General features: G+C 43.0%; 17 protein-coding genes. 5 read left to right on the top strand and 12 right to left on the bottom strand.

From position 1 onward, the window contains the following. The first annotated feature begins 25 nt into the window (after nucleotides 1–25). A complete protein-coding gene (locus ACYPWY_RS05235; RefSeq protein ID WP_459684378.1) occupies nucleotides 26–4,585 on the top strand; it encodes a rhamnogalacturonan lyase family protein in 4,560 nt (1,519 codons plus the stop codon). An 83-nt stretch (nucleotides 4,586–4,668) separates the two neighbouring features. Continuing rightward, nucleotides 4,669–6,633 carry an alpha-L-arabinofuranosidase C-terminal domain-containing protein gene (locus ACYPWY_RS05230; protein WP_459684377.1) on the top strand — a complete coding sequence of 655 codons (1,965 nt, stop codon included), beginning with the start codon at nucleotides 4,669–4,671 and terminating at the stop codon, nucleotides 6,631–6,633. A gap of 50 nt (nucleotides 6,634–6,683) precedes the next feature. Here the strand turns inward: ACYPWY_RS05230 and ACYPWY_RS05225 are convergent, their stop codons facing one another. The 12 genes from ACYPWY_RS05225 to ACYPWY_RS05170 form a co-directional block, all read right to left on the bottom strand. Then, the gene (locus ACYPWY_RS05225; RefSeq protein ID WP_459684376.1) at nucleotides 6,684–7,202 is read right to left on the bottom strand and encodes an NUDIX hydrolase; all 519 of its coding nucleotides are present in this window, start codon (nucleotides 7,200–7,202) and stop codon (nucleotides 6,684–6,686) included. A 275-nt stretch (nucleotides 7,203–7,477) separates the two neighbouring features. Further along, nucleotides 7,478–8,365: an IS982 family transposase gene (locus tag ACYPWY_RS05220; protein ID WP_459684404.1), complete on the bottom strand. Its 888-nt coding sequence runs from the start codon at nucleotides 8,363–8,365 to the stop codon at nucleotides 7,478–7,480. Nucleotides 8,366–8,650: 285 nt separating this feature from the next. After that, nucleotides 8,651–11,950, bottom strand: a complete 3,300-nt coding sequence (locus tag ACYPWY_RS05215; RefSeq protein WP_459684375.1) for a phage tail tape measure protein — start codon at nucleotides 11,948–11,950, stop codon at nucleotides 8,651–8,653. Nucleotides 11,951–12,199: 249 nt separating this feature from the next. Then, entirely contained in the window at nucleotides 12,200–12,604 is a 405-nt protein-coding gene (locus tag ACYPWY_RS05210; protein ID WP_459684374.1) for a DUF5053 domain-containing protein, read from the bottom strand. A gap of 37 nt (nucleotides 12,605–12,641) precedes the next feature. Next, nucleotides 12,642–12,815, bottom strand: coding sequence for a hypothetical protein (locus ACYPWY_RS05205; protein ID WP_459684373.1), 174 nt, complete (start codon nucleotides 12,813–12,815; stop codon nucleotides 12,642–12,644). A 73-nt stretch (nucleotides 12,816–12,888) separates the two neighbouring features. Continuing rightward, nucleotides 12,889–13,095 carry a site-specific integrase gene (locus ACYPWY_RS05200; RefSeq protein ID WP_459684372.1) on the bottom strand — a complete coding sequence of 69 codons (207 nt, stop codon included), beginning with the start codon at nucleotides 13,093–13,095 and terminating at the stop codon, nucleotides 12,889–12,891. A gap of 273 nt (nucleotides 13,096–13,368) precedes the next feature. Then, on the bottom strand, nucleotides 13,369–13,776 hold the full coding sequence (locus ACYPWY_RS05195; RefSeq protein WP_459684371.1) for a DNA-binding protein: 408 nt from the start codon (nucleotides 13,774–13,776) through the stop codon (nucleotides 13,369–13,371). Nucleotides 13,777–13,818: 42 nt separating this feature from the next. Then, entirely contained in the window at nucleotides 13,819–14,007 is a 189-nt protein-coding gene (locus ACYPWY_RS05190; protein ID WP_459684370.1) for a type II toxin-antitoxin system HicA family toxin, read from the bottom strand. Nucleotides 14,008–14,108: 101 nt separating this feature from the next. Beyond that, nucleotides 14,109–14,303, bottom strand: a complete 195-nt coding sequence (locus ACYPWY_RS05185) for a hypothetical protein (RefSeq protein WP_459684369.1) — start codon at nucleotides 14,301–14,303, stop codon at nucleotides 14,109–14,111. A gap of 5 nt (nucleotides 14,304–14,308) precedes the next feature. Beyond that, nucleotides 14,309–14,527 (bottom strand): hypothetical protein, encoded by a 219-nt coding sequence (locus tag ACYPWY_RS05180; protein WP_459684368.1) that lies wholly within the window; start codon nucleotides 14,525–14,527, stop codon nucleotides 14,309–14,311. Between the two features lie 356 nt (nucleotides 14,528–14,883). After that, on the bottom strand, nucleotides 14,884–15,390 hold the full coding sequence (locus tag ACYPWY_RS05175; protein ID WP_459684367.1) for a hypothetical protein: 507 nt from the start codon (nucleotides 15,388–15,390) through the stop codon (nucleotides 14,884–14,886). A gap of 35 nt (nucleotides 15,391–15,425) precedes the next feature. Beyond that, a complete protein-coding gene (locus ACYPWY_RS05170; protein ID WP_459684366.1) occupies nucleotides 15,426–15,617 on the bottom strand; it encodes a hypothetical protein in 192 nt (63 codons plus the stop codon). Nucleotides 15,618–15,983: 366 nt separating this feature from the next. Between ACYPWY_RS05170 and ACYPWY_RS05165 the strand changes: the two genes are divergently transcribed. From ACYPWY_RS05165 to ACYPWY_RS05155, 3 genes are read left to right on the top strand one after another with little or no spacing between them, the layout of a single operon-like run. Further along, a complete protein-coding gene (locus tag ACYPWY_RS05165) occupies nucleotides 15,984–16,382 on the top strand; it encodes a hypothetical protein (RefSeq protein WP_459684365.1) in 399 nt (132 codons plus the stop codon). Then, nucleotides 16,322–17,383: a hypothetical protein gene (locus ACYPWY_RS05160; RefSeq protein ID WP_459684364.1), complete on the top strand. Its 1,062-nt coding sequence runs from the start codon at nucleotides 16,322–16,324 to the stop codon at nucleotides 17,381–17,383. Before ACYPWY_RS05165 ends, ACYPWY_RS05160 begins: the two co-directional genes overlap by 61 nt. 5 nt (nucleotides 17,384–17,388) lie before the next feature. Then, entirely contained in the window at nucleotides 17,389–17,670 is a 282-nt protein-coding gene (locus ACYPWY_RS05155; protein WP_459684363.1) for a hypothetical protein, read from the top strand. Nucleotides 17,671–17,741: the final 71 nt, after the last annotated feature.

Genomic DNA, 17,741 nt, shown 5'->3' with positions numbered 1-17,741 from the left:
TTCTGAATTTAATACCATAGATGCCATGAAAAAATTGCTACTGCTTTTTCTTGTATTGTTTTCAATGCAATCTGCTTATGCTCAACGCCAAATGGAGCATTTGGACAGGGGTGTGGTTGCTATCAATAAGGGCGGCAACCAGCTGTTTATTTCGTGGCGTCTTTTTGCCACCGACCCCGATAATATAGCGTTTAACGTCTATCGGCAGCTTGGAGTGGCTACTCCTGTAAAGCTGAATGCCAGTCCGGTAACTAATTCTACCAACTTGTTGAGTACTGTTTCGGGGCTCACGGGTTCGGCTTCGCGCATTTTTGTCAAGCCGGTTATAAATGGCATTGAAGGAGCGGAGGAAGGTTCGTGGAATCTGCCGGTCAATGCGCCGAATCACCGGATAGTTCAGGATTTTAACTTGGAACCCATTCCGGGCGTTGCGTTTAAGTATGCCATGAAATTCTGCTGGCCAGCCGATTTGGATGGCGACGGCAAATACGATTTTGTGATGGACAGGCAAAACTACGGCGCTTCGGACGAAAGCGAAGAGGAAGTGAACGATATTAATTTTGCCCCTGCATACGTGGAGGCATACAGTTCTGCCGGCGCGTTCAAATGGCGCGTGTGTGCAGGCCCCAACGTAAAAATATGCGCCGGAATGAGCGACATGGTGGTGGCTTACGATATGGATGGCGACGGCAAGGCCGAAGTGCTGATGAAAACCAGCGAAGGCGCCACTTTTGCAGACGGAACAGTCATCAAGGGGACGAACGGGCAAGTAACCGATTACCGCCCCTTAAACAAACCGGCTCCTCATTTTCTGTCCATCATCAATGGCGAAACGGGTGTGGAGATCGACCGCATAGAGATGGCGAACAAGGCTTTCCTCAATAAGCCCAATCTGTACGGAGACTGGGGCTACAAGCAACTCTTCGGGAATTTTGGTATTGCCTATCTGGATGGCATACATCCCAGTCTGGTTTTTGAACAGGCCAACCGCAACAGCGATAAATCGTTTAATCATGCCGTTACGGCCTGGGATTTTAAGGAGGGGAAACTGGTCGAACGCTGGAACTGGGTGGACGAAGCCGAGAAGTATGCGCGCTTTCACCAGATTCGGATAGCCGATGTGGACGGCGATGGCTTCGACGAAATGATTGAAGGAGGCTTTGTCCTCGACCACGATGGCGCCCCCTTGTTTAATACCGATTTGGGACACGGCGACCGCCACCGGACAACCGACATCGACCCCGACCGCCCGGGATTGGAGACTTTCGCCATTCAGCAAGATAATTTGAGTACGCTGGGAATGGCCTTGTACGATGCCGCTACCGGTGAGATGATAAAACGCTGGTATCAAGGGGCTGTGGGCGATGTAGGACGCGGCGAATGCATAGATATGGACAACACATCGCGCGGTCTGGAAATGTTTTCGACCATGAACGGCTATTACGATAGCAAAGGCAATCTGCTGGTTGATGGGGCAACATTGCATCCGGCAGAAGGCATTTGGTGGGACGGCGATTTGCTCCGCGAAGAACTTTCGCCAATCGGAAAGGAAGGATTTAATGTAGCCATCAATAAATGGAACTCCTCAACAAAAGGCTTTGTGCGGGAAACGCCCAACCTCTACAACGAAAAATCGGCATACTATGCCAAGGCTGAATATGGCGGACGCCCTGCATTTTTTGGCGACCTGCTCGGCGATTGGCGCGAGGAACTGGTACTTATGCGCCGCGATACGACAGGCTTCTGCGTAATAAGCAATTGGGCTGTAACCGACAAACGGCTTTACTGCCTGATGCAAAATCCGGGCTACCGGATGCAGACTACCACAAGGGGGTATTATCAATCGCCTTATCCCGATTACTATCTGGCCTACGACATGCCCGCTCCGCCGGTTGCCCCCGTGCAGAAAGCCGACGAATATTTTACGACCGGCAATGTGCTCACAGCAGCCTACGCCAACGATAAAAGCCTGATGTTTGACCTGAGGAATCCCGCCACATCGGTTGCTATCAACGAAAATATTTCTCCCTCGCGGATATGGATGATAAACCCCAAAGGAAAAGATTACGAATTTACAGGTACAGGCATTCTGACCGGAAGCATGGATTTGATAAAATCGCAACAGGGAACGTTTACCCTGAATGGCGACCACACTTACACAGGCAACACACGTATTTCGGAGGGGAAAGTAATCCTAAACGGCTCATTGACAGCTAAAGTAGTGGTAGAAGCCAGAGGCATTATTGCCGGTAATGCATCCTTGAATGGCGGCATTGAACTGAATGAAGGATTGAACTACATGGGCGGACGCATTGAGCCGGGGAACGGTTGCGAGGCGGCGAAACTGGGAACCGTTCTTATTCAAGGAGATATGAACGGAAAGGGACGCAATTGTTTTGCATTCGACATTGTGCCAAGCTCGGCAAAGATAAATGACAAAATTACAATCAACGGCGATTTTAATGTAACGGGCAACAATAATACCCTCGAAATTACATTCTCTACCGAAAAACCCGAAGCTGGAATATATACCTTAATCGAATTTACCGGAGCGACCAATGCAAGCATTGCCAACTTCGCGGTAAAAGGCTTGGTGAATACGCCTTACGAACTGCTTATAGCGGACAATAAAGTAACATTGGAGGTAAAAGCCACGCGTGCAGCTACTGCCGTAACCTGGTCGGGCGCAGCAAGTTCGGCCTGGGACTTCTCTTCGTTCAACTTCAAAGCCGGGACGGATGATGTATTCTTTGTGCCGGAAGACGAGGTTACATTCAACGACGAGGCAAGCAATAAAACAGTTGTGCTGACCGAGTCGATGCCCGCCGCCGCTACAATTTTCACAACCAATGCAACTTATACGCTTTCGGGCGCAGGCGGTATCAGCGGCGCCGGAACGTTGAAAAAAGAAGGCGCAGGTACGTTGAAGATAAACACTACAAACAATACTTATTCGGGCGCCACAATCGTATCGGGCGGAACACTCGAAGCGGTTAGCGTGGGCAATGCAGGCGATGCTTCTTCGTTGGGTGCAGGCTCTTCGCTGGAGATTTCGGGCGCTACATTGCGCTTGTCGGGAATCAGCGCATCGAGCCGCAGCATAACGATGAGCGGAATCGCCACGATAGATTTAAGTGCATCCAGCGCCAGTTTGATGGCCTCGGGAAATATCAACGGGTCAACTGCCGATTTTGTGAAGACGGGCGCCGGCTTAATTAATTTGCAGGGAAATAATACATTCAGATCGGTAACATTGAAACAGGGAACCATTTTCCTGGGCTCAATTGCCGGTAACCGTTACGGGCTGGGTAATGCCACGGTAACCATGGAAGGCGGAACCCTCCGCTTGCTGGACATCAACGAAACGGCCAATACTTTCGATTCGCCCTTCAATATGGTGCTGCCCGAAGGCAAAACCGCCCGGCTGGAAGGCTCAAGCCGCTGGAAAATGTCGGGAAAACTGACCGGTTCGGGTACGCTGAATCTGGCAATACCTTATGTCCGCTTCGATTTGAACGGCAACTGGTCGGCATTTGAAGGCCAGATAAACCTGAGTACCGCTCGAACAGCCGGAGCCGATTTCCGCATAGGAAACGATTATGGCTACGGAAAAGCGACTATAAATGTTGGGCAATACATGTCCGTTTATCACCTGTCAACGGGTAAAACTATCAAGATTGGCGCCCTGTCGGGTGATGCCGGTTCATACCTTTCAGGGAATAGTACGACATGGCAAGTCGGCGGAAACAATGCCTCGGGCTTGTCTTTCAAAGGTGTACTGTCGGGCACAAGTTCCAGACTGATAAAGGAAGGCGCCGGTTCGCTTACCCTGACAGGCGATAATACCTATACCGGAACAACAGAAGTAAACGCCGGAAGCCTGATTGTAGCCAACACAGCCGGAAGCGCCACCGGAACAGGCAATGTAACCGTAAAAAGCGGCGCCAGACTCGAAGGAACGGGCAGCATTGCAGGCATAGTTACGGTAGCCTCAAACGGCTACGTTTATTTGCAGGATGCGAAGTGCAGCAAAATAGATATAGGCAAAAACCTGTTGTTGCAGGCCGGTTCAATATTGGCGATAGAACTCAATCCGGCGGCTGCTCAATCGGATGTGGTGAATGCGGTGAATGTATCCATAGCCGGAGCATTGGAAATAGCCAGGCTCGGAACCGGAACATTTCAGACCGGCATGGAATTCAAGCTGTTGAATGTAACCGGAACTATCACAGGTTCGTTTACGCAAATCAGCCCGCTTCCCGGAGAAGGTCTCGAATGGGATCAAAGCCGGATAGCGGAAGGCATTATTGCCGTGAAAACTGCGACAGGTATCTCGTCAGCTACAAGTGAAAGGGTGAAAATATATCCCAATCCGGTGAAAGACAAGCTCAACATCCATCTCGGAGATTACAACGGACCGGCTAAGATTCGGATTGTATCGGTCGATGGCTCCGTGTGTCTGGATGAAGAAAAACAAGCCGCAGAATATCTCAATATGGATGTATCGAAACTGGCAGCAGGTGTGTATATACTGAATGTAAGTTGGGAAGATGGACGGTATTCGGGAACGATTATAAAGAAATAGGCCCCCTAAATCCCCCGTAGGGGGACTTTTAAAGCCTCCCCTGCGGGGAGGTTTGGAGGGGCTGGGTATTAAACAAATAGAATATGAAACTGACAAAAAAAATCTTGATTTCAGGGCTTATAGCCGGAATAAATTTTTCGGGCTATTCCCAAGAGAGTTACGAATTGACATTGGATGCAAAAAAGTTGGGTTCTCCCATTCAACCGACTATGTACGGCTTGTTTTTTGAGGACATTAATTTTGCTGCGGATGGCGGATTGTATGCCGAGCTGGTGAAAAACAGGTCTTTCGACTTCCCTCAGAATTTGATGGGATGGTACACCTTTGGCAATGTTGAACTGCGCAAAGACAACTCTCCATTCGAGAAGAATCCGACCTACCTTAAACTCTCTGCCGCACCTCATCCACACAAACATACCGGCATCGAAAACGAAGGCTTCAGGGGAATGGGCATTAAGAAAGATGCGGCTTACCGTTTTTCGGTTTGGGCGAAGAAAGCCGGTTCGTCCGAGAATCAGAAGATACGCATTCAGCTGATAGATTCGAGCGATGAAGTGATTGTTTCGCAGGATTTGGAGATAACAGCAGACGATTGGAAAAAATATGAAATAACGCTCAGCGCCAAAAGAACCGAAGCAAAAGCCCGCCTCCGCATATTCTTTGTATCGAAGGGAAGCATTTACATCGACCATGTTTCGCTTTTCCCGTCCGACACATGGAAAGGTCGCGAGAATGGCTTGAGAAAAGACTTGGCTCAGGCTTTGTACGATATTAATCCGGGCGTGTTCCGCTTTCCCGGAGGATGTATTGTGGAAGGAACCGATTTGGATACGCGCTACAATTGGAAAAAGAGTGTAGGAGCGGTCGAAAACCGTCCGGTGAACGAAAACAGGTGGCATTACACCTTCACCCACCGGTTTTTCCCCGATTATTACCAGTCTTACGGGCTTGGCTTCTACGAATATTTTTTGCTCTCGGAAGACATCGGCGCCGAACCTCTTCCGGTAGTTAGTTGCGGGCTTTCGTGCCAGTACCAGAACAAGGGCGAAGCGGCTCATGTGCCTGTGGCCGAACTGGGTGCGTATGTGCAAGATGCCTTAGACCTGATTGAATTTGCCAACGGCGCTGTTACAACCAAATGGGGAAAACTCCGTGCCGATATGGGACATCCGGCGCCTTTCAATCTCAAACTCCTGGGTGTGGGAAATGAGCAATGGGGACAGGAATATGTTGACAGGCTGGCGGTTTTTGTAAAAGCCATTCGCGCGAAATACCCCGAAATACGCATCGTGGGCAGCTCGGGACCTTCTGCCGATGGAAAAGATTTCGATTACCTGTGGCCCGAAATGAAAAAACTGAAAGTGGATTTGGTTGACGAACACTACTACAAAGATCCGGCCTGGTTCCTGAAAAGCGCCGGACGTTACGATAACTACGACCGCAAGGGCCCTGCCGTATTTGCCGGTGAGTATGCCTGTCATCAACCCGACCGGGCGAACAGCTTTCATGCCGCCCTGTACGAAGCCGCATTTATGACCGGCTTGGAGCGCAACGCCGATATAGTACACATGTGTACTTATGCTCCGCTGTTTGCGCACGTAGATGCCTGGCAATGGCGCCCCGATATGATTTGGTTCGATAATCTGTCGCTGGTGAAAACGCCCAACTACTATGTTCAGCAGTTGTATGGACACAATGCAGGTAGCAATGTGGTATCGCTCACCTGGAATAAAGAGCCGTTGAAGGGTCAGAATGGCTTGTATGCTTCGGCAGTATATGACAAGGAATCGAAGGCTTACATTATAAAAGTAGCGAACACCGAAAAAACGGCGAAAGAAATCAAGATAAGCTTTGCAGGTTTGAATAAGAAACTGAAATTGTCGGTAGGCGATTGCCTGGTTCTTCAATCAACCGGTACGGACGAAGTGAACACACTGGCAAAACCACAGAACATTGTGCCGCAAAAAACCACGGCCAATTGGAGCGAAAATGTGTTGACTATCTCGGCTAAGGGTGAGACGTTTGGGGTTTACCATATAGCCCCCTAAATCCCCCGTAGGGGGATGCAGCCCCTCCAACCTCCCCGTAGGGGAGGCGCCTAAATCCCCCCTACGGGGGGTGGGGGGGCTAGGAGTTCAAAATCAATTTCAAAATTGGGGGTGAACACGCCCTGATGAAGTTTCGACCGGATTTCCTCCAGTGTCCAAAACCGTCCGTCCGACACTTCGACCCCATCGGGCTGAGGTATTTGCTTGGTGGTTGTCCGAAAACTATAAGTCAGTTCCCGCTCAAAGGCCGTTTCTACAACGTGCTTTTGGATAAAAACCGGCTCAAATCCCGTTAAGCCCAGTTCCTCGCGGGCTTCGCGCATAACTGCCGCTTCGGGCGTTTCTGCCGGATTGACATGCCCGCCAACTGCCGAATCCCACAAATTGGGGAAAATATCCTTCTGCGAAGAGCGCCTCTGCAAATACAGTTCCCCTGCCGCATTGAACACGTGCAGATGCACCACCGGATGCAGCAACATCGACCCATTGTGGCAACGACTTCGCGTAGCCTGTCCCGTTACATCGCCCTCCTCGTTGACGAGAGGGAATATTTCTTCTGTTGTAATCATGCTGCAAAATTAATTGAATAACCGCAAACAACCAAGTAGAGGGTTGTCTCATAAGTCGAATTAGGGCACAGAGTACACGGAGAATACAGAATATTTTTTAATCCGTATAAATCTGATGATAGGCTATATAATAAAATAAAAAGGGATTGCTAATTATATATTAACCCGAGTTCCGTTTAAGCAACGCTCATTTTTCGCTTCTGATTTGTGGAACAAGAACTTTAGTCCAATGCAAATTGGACAAAGTTTTTGATATAAAATTCGGAGCAGGATGATTAGCAGAACAGCTCCAGCTGGTTTGAAAGCTCTATATCTACCTCAATGGCAGGCTTTTTGTCGAAAAAGCAACAGGCTCCCAAGGCTGCAATGAGGTTCATGAAGAAGTTTTGAATACTGCGATGACGGGAATGTTCGATGTCGCAGATATTTTTCAGTTCATCGTTAATGGTCTCAATTATAGAGCGTTTTCTCAACATAATACGGTCGTAGAGGGAGATCAGCCGATTTTTCATATTCCTTTTAATGCCTGTAACGAGGTAAATTCCATCGTCAAAAAGTGTCTCAAAAAGCGATGCAGAAATATATCCCTTGTCTCCATAGAGTTTTCCGAAGAGTTTCTTTTTCAACACATTAAAGACTTCCATACTGCGGTCGTCCGTATTCCCTGGCGAGAAGAAGAAGCTGATTATTTCTCCCTTGTCGTTGCAGACAAAATGCAGCTTAAAGCCATAAAACCAGCCCATTGTGCTTTTTCCACGTTGTGCTACATCCTCAAAAACCTTGTGATTATAGATACGTTTGTTATGGCAGACGCTGATTTTGGTACTGTCCACGAAAGTTATGCCTGTGCATTTTCCGAAACAAACCATGTTCAGGAACAGCATCACTGGCACAAAAACCGTACATTCGATGGCAACAAAACGATTGTATGAGAGTTGTTTGGGAAATTCTTTGCGCAGGTGTACTTTGATGTAATGGAAATAGTAATGTTTGAAATTTTTGAACGTGCCAAAATGGTATAGAATGAGAATAGTGATTATCTCGCTGTCGGAGATTTCGTGCTTGCGATTGCGGTGTTTTTTACCGTCTGTGATGGATAAAGTGCGATTTTCTTTAATAACTTGTGAATATTCTTTACAAAACTCGTCTGCTGCACAGAAAATTTATTCATGCATTATTTTTATTTTATGGTATTCATGATACGCTTCGCTTAATTCCGTAATTTTGTCGTTGGTAAGTAAGCTCATAAATTTGTTTAATTTATTGGTTATCAGCTATAAATATACAAAATTATTTCTTACTTACCAAATTTTTTAGCGCTTTTCTTAAACGGAACTCAGGTTATTACGAAAATATTTTGATTAGTTAGCAAAAGATGGTTTACAAAAACCCTATATCCCAATAAAAACAAAAATATGAAGAGCTCCTATTATTACATACTGTTAGCATTATCCGCATTGAATATTTCCAATGTTCAGGCACAGGATGCACCTGACGCTAAAAGCGGCAATCTTGTTGCTAAAGCGGCAGTGGTAAACGGCTGCAGCAATGGGAGCAGCAGCAGGCCCAATAACAGGAATTGCCGCCGTAGAAGAATAGGCATTGAGCGCAGCCTGAGCGGTGGAAGCAAGCGCCTGAGCGATTTGCAAACGGAAAGAGCTATCTTCATTTTTGCGCTTAACTTCTTTCAATTCCTTATCCCGGGCATCTTCCAGTTTTTGAATCTTTCGCTGATTTTTGCCGGCGGCTTTAATTTGCTCGTCGTATTTGCGATTGACGGCTGCCGTTTCGGCGGCGTTTTCGGCCTGGATGTAAGATGATAGCCCGCCCATTAGTTCCTGCATGGAATCTAAGGCGAACTGTGTAGCCTCGATGCGCTTGGCCCATTCCTTTTGATGAACTTCCGTTAACGACTGCTGGAGGGATGCTTCATTAATCGCTTCCGCTGTCAGTATTGAGGACAGCGTATTCATGCTTTCTTCGGCCTTGGAAACGATGTCTGATTGCGACTGTTTGTTAATTTCGCTCAGGTCATCGACTGTTATTTTAGTTTCCTTGGCCAAGTCCTTGGCTATTTTTGCGCGGTACTGGAATAGCTTGTCCTGAGCTTCACGGCCTTTTTCATTTTCCAAGCCATATATTTCAACCAGTTGAATCAAATGTTCATTTTCCAAATATTCCAATTGCCGGTTATATTCGTCCTGCGACAGGATACCGGCCTGTCTGTCCTTGATAAGCATTGTTTTTTGGTCATTCAGGTACTTGGCCAAGGCGTCTAATTCTTTTTTGTGAGGGTCGGTTTTGTCGTCCCCATTTGGGGGAACGCCGGCGCCGGAAACGACAACATTTTCGGCAACTGTTGCCGGAGTTAATTTCGATAATTCAACTTCCAATTTTTGGTATTCGTTGTCTAATTCATTCAGGGCATCATTAGTAGCTTTTAATTCTTCTCCGGCTTTTCGGGCATCTTCAGCAATAGCATCAGCAATTTTCTTGTTCACATTAGAAACTGCAACTCCCCCATAGTAGGCCGTATTTCCAGCAGTTCGGTTTGATGCCGATAAAGATTCGGAAGACAATTTATTAACCTGTTGTTCCTGTAGTCTTTTTTTACGAATCAATTCTTCTTTTTCTTCCTGAATAGCCTTCAGGTAGATTTGTTTTTCCAAGGCGACAAGGTAATCATTGATGGCCGTTGTGTTGTTGTTAATCAATTTTCCTTCCGTTGTCAGCTCGGCATGGTACCCGGGAATTATTTCCTTGAGTTCGTTTAATTTTTGCTGGCGTGTGGACAAGGCCATATTTTCGTTGTTAATAGACTTGACCAAGGTATTTATTTTGTCTTCCTGAACGGCATATTGATCGCTTACTTTTCGTTGAATATTGGCTTGTGCGTGCATCAGGGCAGTAACTTTCTCGGTACGTTGCGCCAATAAATAGATGCCTGCGGCAACAGCTGTCAAGACGACCAGAAATAAAGATAAGGGATTCGTTTTAAGTGTTGCATTAAATGCAATCATTGAGTGCCTGGCGTCTTTCAATCGTCCGGTGAATAGCGATATTGTCGCATTGTATAATAACATGGAAGCCTCACTGGCAATTAACCAGGCATTTTTCAGCTTGAGCTGAATATTCGTTAATGATAGGGCTGCTGCCAGGCGTGTGTTCCACAAGGCCTGCAATTTCATGCCGGCGACATATACGCCACCCGCTATGGCCAAAAACATAATTGCCTTTTGATGCTTGATAACTGCATCAATTATACCCGGCAACAGGCGAAGCATAGAACCCGATACGCCATAAACGCCCGATAGTACCGGCATCAGTTTTTCGCCCAGTAAAATGGAGGTATCCAAAACCGCTTTCTTGCGCTTGTCAAGCGTTGCCTGTGCATTGTTGTTCTTGACGTTGTATTCGTCGATAATAGATGTTCCTTGAGCGAAGGATGTATTGGAAATATCTTGCGCCACAACTACCTTATCGACGCTGTTGGCCAATTGTGAAATCACTTCCGCAGCACGCGAAGCATCCAACCCAACTTCATCAAGAATAGGCAGCATTTGCTTGTATCCTTCCAGCGAATTGAGCGAGCTAATCACTTTCAGGATGGCGCTATTCATGTCGGTGTCTACCAGTTTTCTAAACTCTTTCACATCCATACCCACAATGCCGGCAAAGGTTTTTTGGTCCGACATTATTTTAGTCATCAATTTTCCGAATGCCGTAGCGGCCATTTCCGGCTTTTCCATCGCCTGATCAAGCGCCGAAGCATAACCCAAAATATTCTGCAGGCTGATATTGAATTGAGACGACAGTCCGCCCATTCGTCCGGCGAACTCCACCAGATAGGCTTCGGATGCCGTAGATGATTGTCCTATCGAGTTGATGGCAGAACCAACGGCCAACATATTTTCTTTCAGCCCCGAATCCTGAAGCTCTTTGGTCGATTTCTTGTAAACATCTACTATTTTACCTATATTCTTAATGGCGCCATCGCCAAGGTCTTCTCCCAAGGCTACATTTATCATATTGCCGGCTTCGACAAATTCAAGCACGTCCTTTTTAGCATTCAAGCCCAAACGTCCTGCATCACGTGCCAAAAGATTGAGTTGCTCCCGGGAAGTTCGGGTATCCATTTCTGCAAAATCTTTGTTCAGCTCGCGTACTTGTTCGTGTGTCATCTGCGTGGTTTTCATCACATCCGAATAGGTATCGTCCATTTTGGCAAAGTCCTCAATAGACTGATGAAATCGCGATTGAATAGCATAAAAAGCCGATCCGATAGTAACAAACGATGCGGCGTAACGATTAAACCCGTTAGCCCAGCGTTCCATTCGGGTAGGAATAATACGCATGGATTGATCAATGTTCTCAATTTCATGCTTGAGATCCTTAATTTTATGGATATGTTCGTCCCACTCCTTGGATCCGCGGGCAATCTTTCCGGAATTGATTTCTTTCTGAAGCTGAGACAAGGCTTTTTTAAGATCATTCATGCCTGATTTGGACAAGTTCTGCATCACCTTGTCCACATCAAAGTAAGCCTTCACCACATTGTTGGCTTCCTTTTCTACTTTCTTGAGTTCTTTTTGCGTATCAATAGCGCCTTTCACGTCGCCGGAGAGGCGAGCGCTATCGAGTTTTTTACGAAGCATTTCGGCTTGAGCAGTCAGTTCGTTCAGGCGGTTCTTGGCCTGCTCGTTGTTCACATAGACGTTGGCGGTGGCATTGGTGGAAAAATCGGCCATAAAAAAAGTGGTTAATGGTAAACGGTTAGTGGTTAACAAACCAGTTTACCACTAACCATCAACAAAAATAGATGACCGGATGTGGTTATAAAAAGACGAAATTAAATTATAAAAACAATAATAATATTATCACGCAAATAATTACGGTGATTAGTCCCCATCTTTCGTATTTGTCCATAATGCTAAGTTTTAGATGTTTTTAAAAAAGCCCCCGTATGACTCAATACGAGGGCGAGTACCAAATAATAATCACTTCAATGTGATTGAGCCAAATACATTACCTATATCTTTCAAGGAAAAAATAAATATGTCCAATTCTTCCGGCGTGAATTTTGTTTTTTTCCTATTCACATCGTACCCATTAACCCTTTGCGATAGCCATGATTTCGACTTTTGGAAGTATTTTTTTGCTATATAAGAATAGGGAATTATCTCCTGATATTCATTCAATTGCAATTTCAGCAACAAAATTTTAGTATCCACAATTAGCTGTTCTGCATCGGCATTAATAGCATCTGCAACAAATTCGGCTATTAAATCTTTTTCTTTTTCTGAATTTACGCTGAGCATCAACTCGTCAACAGTCTTTTTAAATGTTTCAAAATCACCTGTCAATTGAGGTATGCTGTTTTTTAATTTTTCGGATAGTTTCATAAATAGTTAGTTTGTGCCCCCTTTCGGGGGCTGATTATTAATCCAATTTTTCTAGCGCTTTGTCGATTTCATTAATCAAATCTAACAGTTTGTCGATTTCGTTTTTAAATGATAATCTTGTGTTTTCTGTTAAATAGTTGAATTTTTCAATCTTTCCTTTTGCTTCCATTCTCTTATGGAGCAATAACATTTTAATTTCTTTGTTTTCCATATCTCGTAATTATTATTTGGTATTACAAAGGTAATAAACTTTTGTTTACAAACAAAATAATCAGATACTTTTTTTAGTAAAAAAACGGATGTTCGGCCAAAAAATCCGCATTTTCTTTTCTTGCAATCCGAATGTATTTGAAAAATGATTGCTCGGTTTTATGACCAGTGATTAACATGATTCTGAAAACCGGTATTCCGGCCAGGTAGGCATTTGTGGAAAAGGTTCTTCGTCCGGTATGTGGAGTTATCAGTTGCCACTTTTCTTTTATTTCTTTCACTATTTTTTTTTGAATTGTTCGTTCAATCGTAATTTTTTCGGTAATTACCTTGATATATGCAACTATTTATTCGTTTTTTTTACAATGGCGAAAAAATCAATACTATTAAAATATATACAGCCGCCAAAAATAAACCAATATATACGGCTGCGGCCAGTATTACGGCCAGGAGATCGGTAAAGCTTTTCATACCTTTGAGGTTTTGGGTTGTTTTTAAAAAAGCCCCGCCAATAAAGGCGGGACTTAGCAAGAAGCAATAAGAAAAAATTGTAGTTAATCAACAAATTGCACTTGCCGTATTTCTTCGGCAAAAGAGTGAAGTCCTTCTATTATGCGTTTAGTCGTTTGTGGTTTTGGTCGGCGATTACCCGAAAAATAATGCCACAACTGCTTTTGATTGATGCCGGTTATTTTTTCTAATCCCGATTTTGATAAAACGCCCGAATAAAAATCAAGAAACGAGCACACATCATACTGAACGTTGAAATCTAATTCGGGAAATGTTTTTCCTTCCTTTTCGTACATTACTTTTTCTTCGCCCAAAGCTTCGTAAAAATCGGCAATGGCTTCCTTGGCGTTTTTTCCAAAACCGGCCAAACCAAAATCGAAAGTATCGCTATCCATATAGGCGCTAAATTTTCCGTCGCTTGCTTTTTCTACTATCACATTTACTTTTTCCATTTATCTCTTTTTTATCGGTAAATATTTTTTATGATTGGGGGGTTAAAGTTTAACCCCCGAAATCTTTTCAATGTTGTTCTTAGTTCCTTTAGCCAATTCCTGCGAACCATGTCTTGGAACCCTAAATCGTTTCTCGGTTATCGGACTATACCAGCAATCATGCTCTTTTCCGTGTTCTACAAAGTAGCATCCTGCTTTTCCGAGTTTTCTTGTTGCTTCTGAAGTTTTCATTTTGCTTAATTATTTATTGATTAACTACACAACAAAGATAACTATTTTTCTACTATAATCCAAATAATCAGGCGCTTTTTTTAGTTAAAAAACGGATGTAATTATTTTTTCTTTATTTTTGACAATTTCTTAATTTCATAACCAGATTTTATAGCTGTCGACATTAATGATAAATTTATATCCCTTGTCATTTCTATAGTTATTTTACTTCCATCAACAACCAAAAAAAATAATGATATATCAAGAACTTCGCCAAAATCAATGATTAACTGCTGATTGCGGTAAATTTCGCTCATCCTTCTCATCCTTCGCCTCCTTCCTTTTCTAGCGCCTTGCCGAGATATTGAAAAAGTAATATAGCAGCATCTTTGGTAATTCCGGTAATGCATTCGAAGTCATATTCTAAATCAACAGGGTTGTACTCTTGAATTTCGATGTCGAAGAGTATCGGTAGATAATCTTCATCGTTAGTGTGGAAAATTCTTTTCTCGACTTTAACCAATGGCATTTCAGTTTTCATCGTTGCCTCCTTTCTTTCTTAAGTCAACTACTTTATCCCAATCAATCGTCTTATAATCATTCGATAGAGGTTCGATATATAAGAGATAATAATCAAGATCCTTTATATTTATACCGGATATTTTTTTCAGAAAAGTTTGACGGGATTGACGGGATTAGTTAATTATTTATTATTCAATTAATTATAAGCGACAGAGATTGACGGTATTTTGACGGGTTATTTTTTCTAAAACAAATATAACTACTTTATTTATAATAAATTACTGCCCGTCAAACAAAGGCTTTTTCAGGAAAAAAAATCCGGCACCGCAGCTATGCCGGACTAGTGTAATTAAAAGAAACAAATCAAAGCCTTATTCAATAGTTAACAGACTGCGAACGTTCCAAACTTTTAAAGAAATAGTAGAACATGGCTTTTCCCGATTTTGTTAGTTCGCGCCCATGATTCAGTATTAAACTCAAAGATGATTTATCAATGTCGAGTAATTTGACCAAATCTTTTGGCTGCAAACCATATTGTTGCATTTTTTTTTCAATATCCGTAACTGTTAGCGTCTTCAGTTCGTCCTGTTCAAACGGTATCGGACGAACGTGAAGTTTTACTTCAGGCGGCAACACATCTTCATTGAATACGCTTTTAGAGCGTTCGACAAGTTCTTTGGCAGACAAATATTTCCCTGCGGGATTTTCTTGTTGCCAAACTTTCACTACAATTTTATTTTCTTCGCAGGACAATACCTGAAAATAGATACGCGCAAAACGTTTGTAGTTTGATTCAGATGTTTCCAGCAGATTTCTTTGCTCCCTGGAGAGGAAAGAAAGTAATTCAATACCTTTCATGATGTAATAAATTAATAGTTTCAAAAAAAGGGAGAGGTTTTAAGACCTCTCCCCGAAGTCTATAACCGGATTTCACGGAATGAATACAAGTCAAAAATAGCTATCTGCTTTTGCTTTCGCCCAAACTCAATAGCATCATCCTTTTTATCAAACACCTTGCTGCTGTCGAAATAGAATTGTTTATTGTCCTTGTTTCTCCAACCGCCTACGATGTTGTCGTTATTGGCGGCATGTGCAAGAACTTTATTCAATCCATCATCTCCAAAACAGTCCTGCGTCTCGCTGTATGCGACAATATTAGCCGCTTATCAGAAATTCCAAAGAAGGAATTTGAACTGTAAACCCGTCCGGATTTTCCTGTGCGATTTGCTTAATCGCTGTAAATAAATTTGTCATAGATCTTCTGCCGTTTTTATCCTGCTGGCCCGGCAGTTCTAAATACACAACACAGATACTATAAATGTTTGCATATAGCAAACATTTATAGTTCTATTTTTTTATGTTGTAAAGCATTTTTTATGGACTTCAACTATAAGTTTTATTGTAATACTTGTATTGTTAGTTATGGTAATTATTCCTCGTATGAGTAATTTCAGCGATGTATCATACGAGCGGCAATGTATGTGGATTTTAAAGAAGTGCAGAAAACAGGCTACCGCTACAACGATTCCGATGCAGAATTCATGGTGGCGCTGTCACACTATATGTTTGGCAATATTAAGAACGATGATTCTATGAGCGAACATTATCCGCTACATTCTTCTGTTTCCACAGGACAATCGCCGGTGGTACTGAACGATGTGAGTTTTCCTGCGGCGTTTTACGCGCCAATGCGAGGCAGTACATTTATATTTTTCGGTTTGCTGTCGGCATTGTTGCTTTTGGTTTTGGGTTTCAGTATTGGCGGAATAAAGGAATACGGAATTAGCAAACCAAAACTGCATACACAAATGCGATGGCGAATACTGGCGGTTTGTATGTGGGCAGGCACGAGTTTATACAATATCCAACCATAGAAGAGGTAATAAAAAACAAAATCAATAGCGATTTTTCGGAAATTAATACATACGATGAATTGTTGGACAAACTCGAAAATTTTAAAAGCGATAAAAATATTGAATTTCTCAAAGAAATAAGTGGCTTGCAATTTAATGTCAAACTACACGAGTCGGCAATAAAGCAATCTATAAGACCGATTTTGAAGTATATTAAAAAATATCCATCACTGAAAGGCGCCGTGCCTGCAAAATATTTGCCCGTTGGTTTGAAGCAGAAAGCAAAAAATACTGTTGCCGAAATTAAAAACACAAAGCAAAACTTTCTGTGGTTCGTTATATCACTTGCTATAATCATTGCGCTTGTTATTGGCTATTGGGCAGGGTGTAGAGATGTGTTAAAATTGAATATGGAAAAATCAGTAGAACAGCCAACCGAAACGAAAACAGACACTACAATCCCCGAACTCCAACAGGAAGTAGTAGCTGCACTAACAAACGATACTTTACACCTGTTCGGTAAAATTAGCAGTACAGACAAAATTGATATTCCACTCCAATATACCGATAAAAGTCTGTTAATTAAACCCTTGTTTGATAAAGTTACGTCGAATGGTTTCACAATAGATTCTATCAAACTTCAATCGGGTAAAAAAATTGTTTTCCCGAAAATAGAGGGGAATGCAAGCCAAAAACTGTTCGCCGTTTTCGACAGTTTGAACATTGCTTTTCCCGCTGCTGTGGAACACACTACCGACAATTTGATTTTGTACAGCAAAGGAATTTCTTACAAGTGTTTTAACGATACAGCACAGTTGCGCGTAATAGATGTATTGAAATTTATACCTTCGACAAATACAGTTGATTCTGTTGCTATTGATGGAATTAGTATCCAAATTGACAATGCTGAATTTGTAACATTTAACGGCGGCAATAAAAGGGCGCTAAATAATTTCACTTATGTCCTTTGGCTGTTAAATGAAATTCAGAAACAAGATAATACGCAAACCATTAAATACTAAAAAATATGAGCAATCACGATATTGATATGTCAAATGGCAGAGTACGTTTTAGCAAAGGCATTATTATATTAGTTGCAGGGCTTATGCTTTTGGCAATTTTAGGTATACTGTGTAAAAAATGTACTTCTTTGAGTAAATTTGCCGAAAAAGATGAGTATAATCTGCCGAAAAATGATGGCTTGATAAAGAAAACGAAAGAACTTTTTGTCGATTTATTGGCAAAAGAAGATACTTCAATTTACAAAAAAACCGTGTATTCCGTTCATTCTGTGTATTCTGTGTGCTAATTCTACATTTAAGACAGCCTCTTTGAACCTGAAACTTTGAACTTTTATATTTTTTTGCCCCAAAATTTTTC

The organism is Viscerimonas tarda, from assembly GCF_054601255.1.
The sequence above is the reverse complement of the archived record's forward strand: the minus strand, read 5'-3'. Positions and strand labels throughout refer to the sequence as shown.

Bases quoted from the DNA above. Each gene is read 5' to 3' on its own strand.
- ACYPWY_RS05235 (WP_459684378.1), top strand. From the start codon at position 26: ATGAAAAAATTGCTACTGCTTTTTCTTGTATTGTTTTCAATGCAATCT.
- ACYPWY_RS05230 (WP_459684377.1), top strand. From the start codon at position 4,669: ATGAAACTGACAAAAAAAATCTTGATTTCAGGGCTTATAGCCGGAATA.
- ACYPWY_RS05225 (WP_459684376.1), bottom strand. From the start codon at position 7,202: ATGATTACAACAGAAGAAATATTCCCTCTCGTCAACGAGGAGGGCGAT.
- ACYPWY_RS05215 (WP_459684375.1), bottom strand. From the start codon at position 11,950: ATGGCCGATTTTTCCACCAATGCCACCGCCAACGTCTATGTGAACAAC.
- ACYPWY_RS05210 (WP_459684374.1), bottom strand. From the start codon at position 12,604: ATGAAACTATCCGAAAAATTAAAAAACAGCATACCTCAATTGACAGGT.
- ACYPWY_RS05205 (WP_459684373.1), bottom strand. From the start codon at position 12,815: ATGGAAAACAAAGAAATTAAAATGTTATTGCTCCATAAGAGAATGGAA.
- ACYPWY_RS05195 (WP_459684371.1), bottom strand. From the start codon at position 13,776: ATGGAAAAAGTAAATGTGATAGTAGAAAAAGCAAGCGACGGAAAATTT.
- ACYPWY_RS05190 (WP_459684370.1), bottom strand. From the start codon at position 14,007: ATGAAAACTTCAGAAGCAACAAGAAAACTCGGAAAAGCAGGATGCTAC.
- ACYPWY_RS05185 (WP_459684369.1), bottom strand. From the start codon at position 14,303: ATGAGCGAAATTTACCGCAATCAGCAGTTAATCATTGATTTTGGCGAA.
- ACYPWY_RS05180 (WP_459684368.1), bottom strand. From the start codon at position 14,527: ATGAAAACTGAAATGCCATTGGTTAAAGTCGAGAAAAGAATTTTCCAC.
- ACYPWY_RS05165 (WP_459684365.1), top strand. From the start codon at position 15,984: ATGTATGTGGATTTTAAAGAAGTGCAGAAAACAGGCTACCGCTACAAC.
- ACYPWY_RS05160 (WP_459684364.1), top strand. From the start codon at position 16,322: ATGGCGAATACTGGCGGTTTGTATGTGGGCAGGCACGAGTTTATACAA.
- ACYPWY_RS05155 (WP_459684363.1), top strand. From the start codon at position 17,389: ATGAGCAATCACGATATTGATATGTCAAATGGCAGAGTACGTTTTAGC.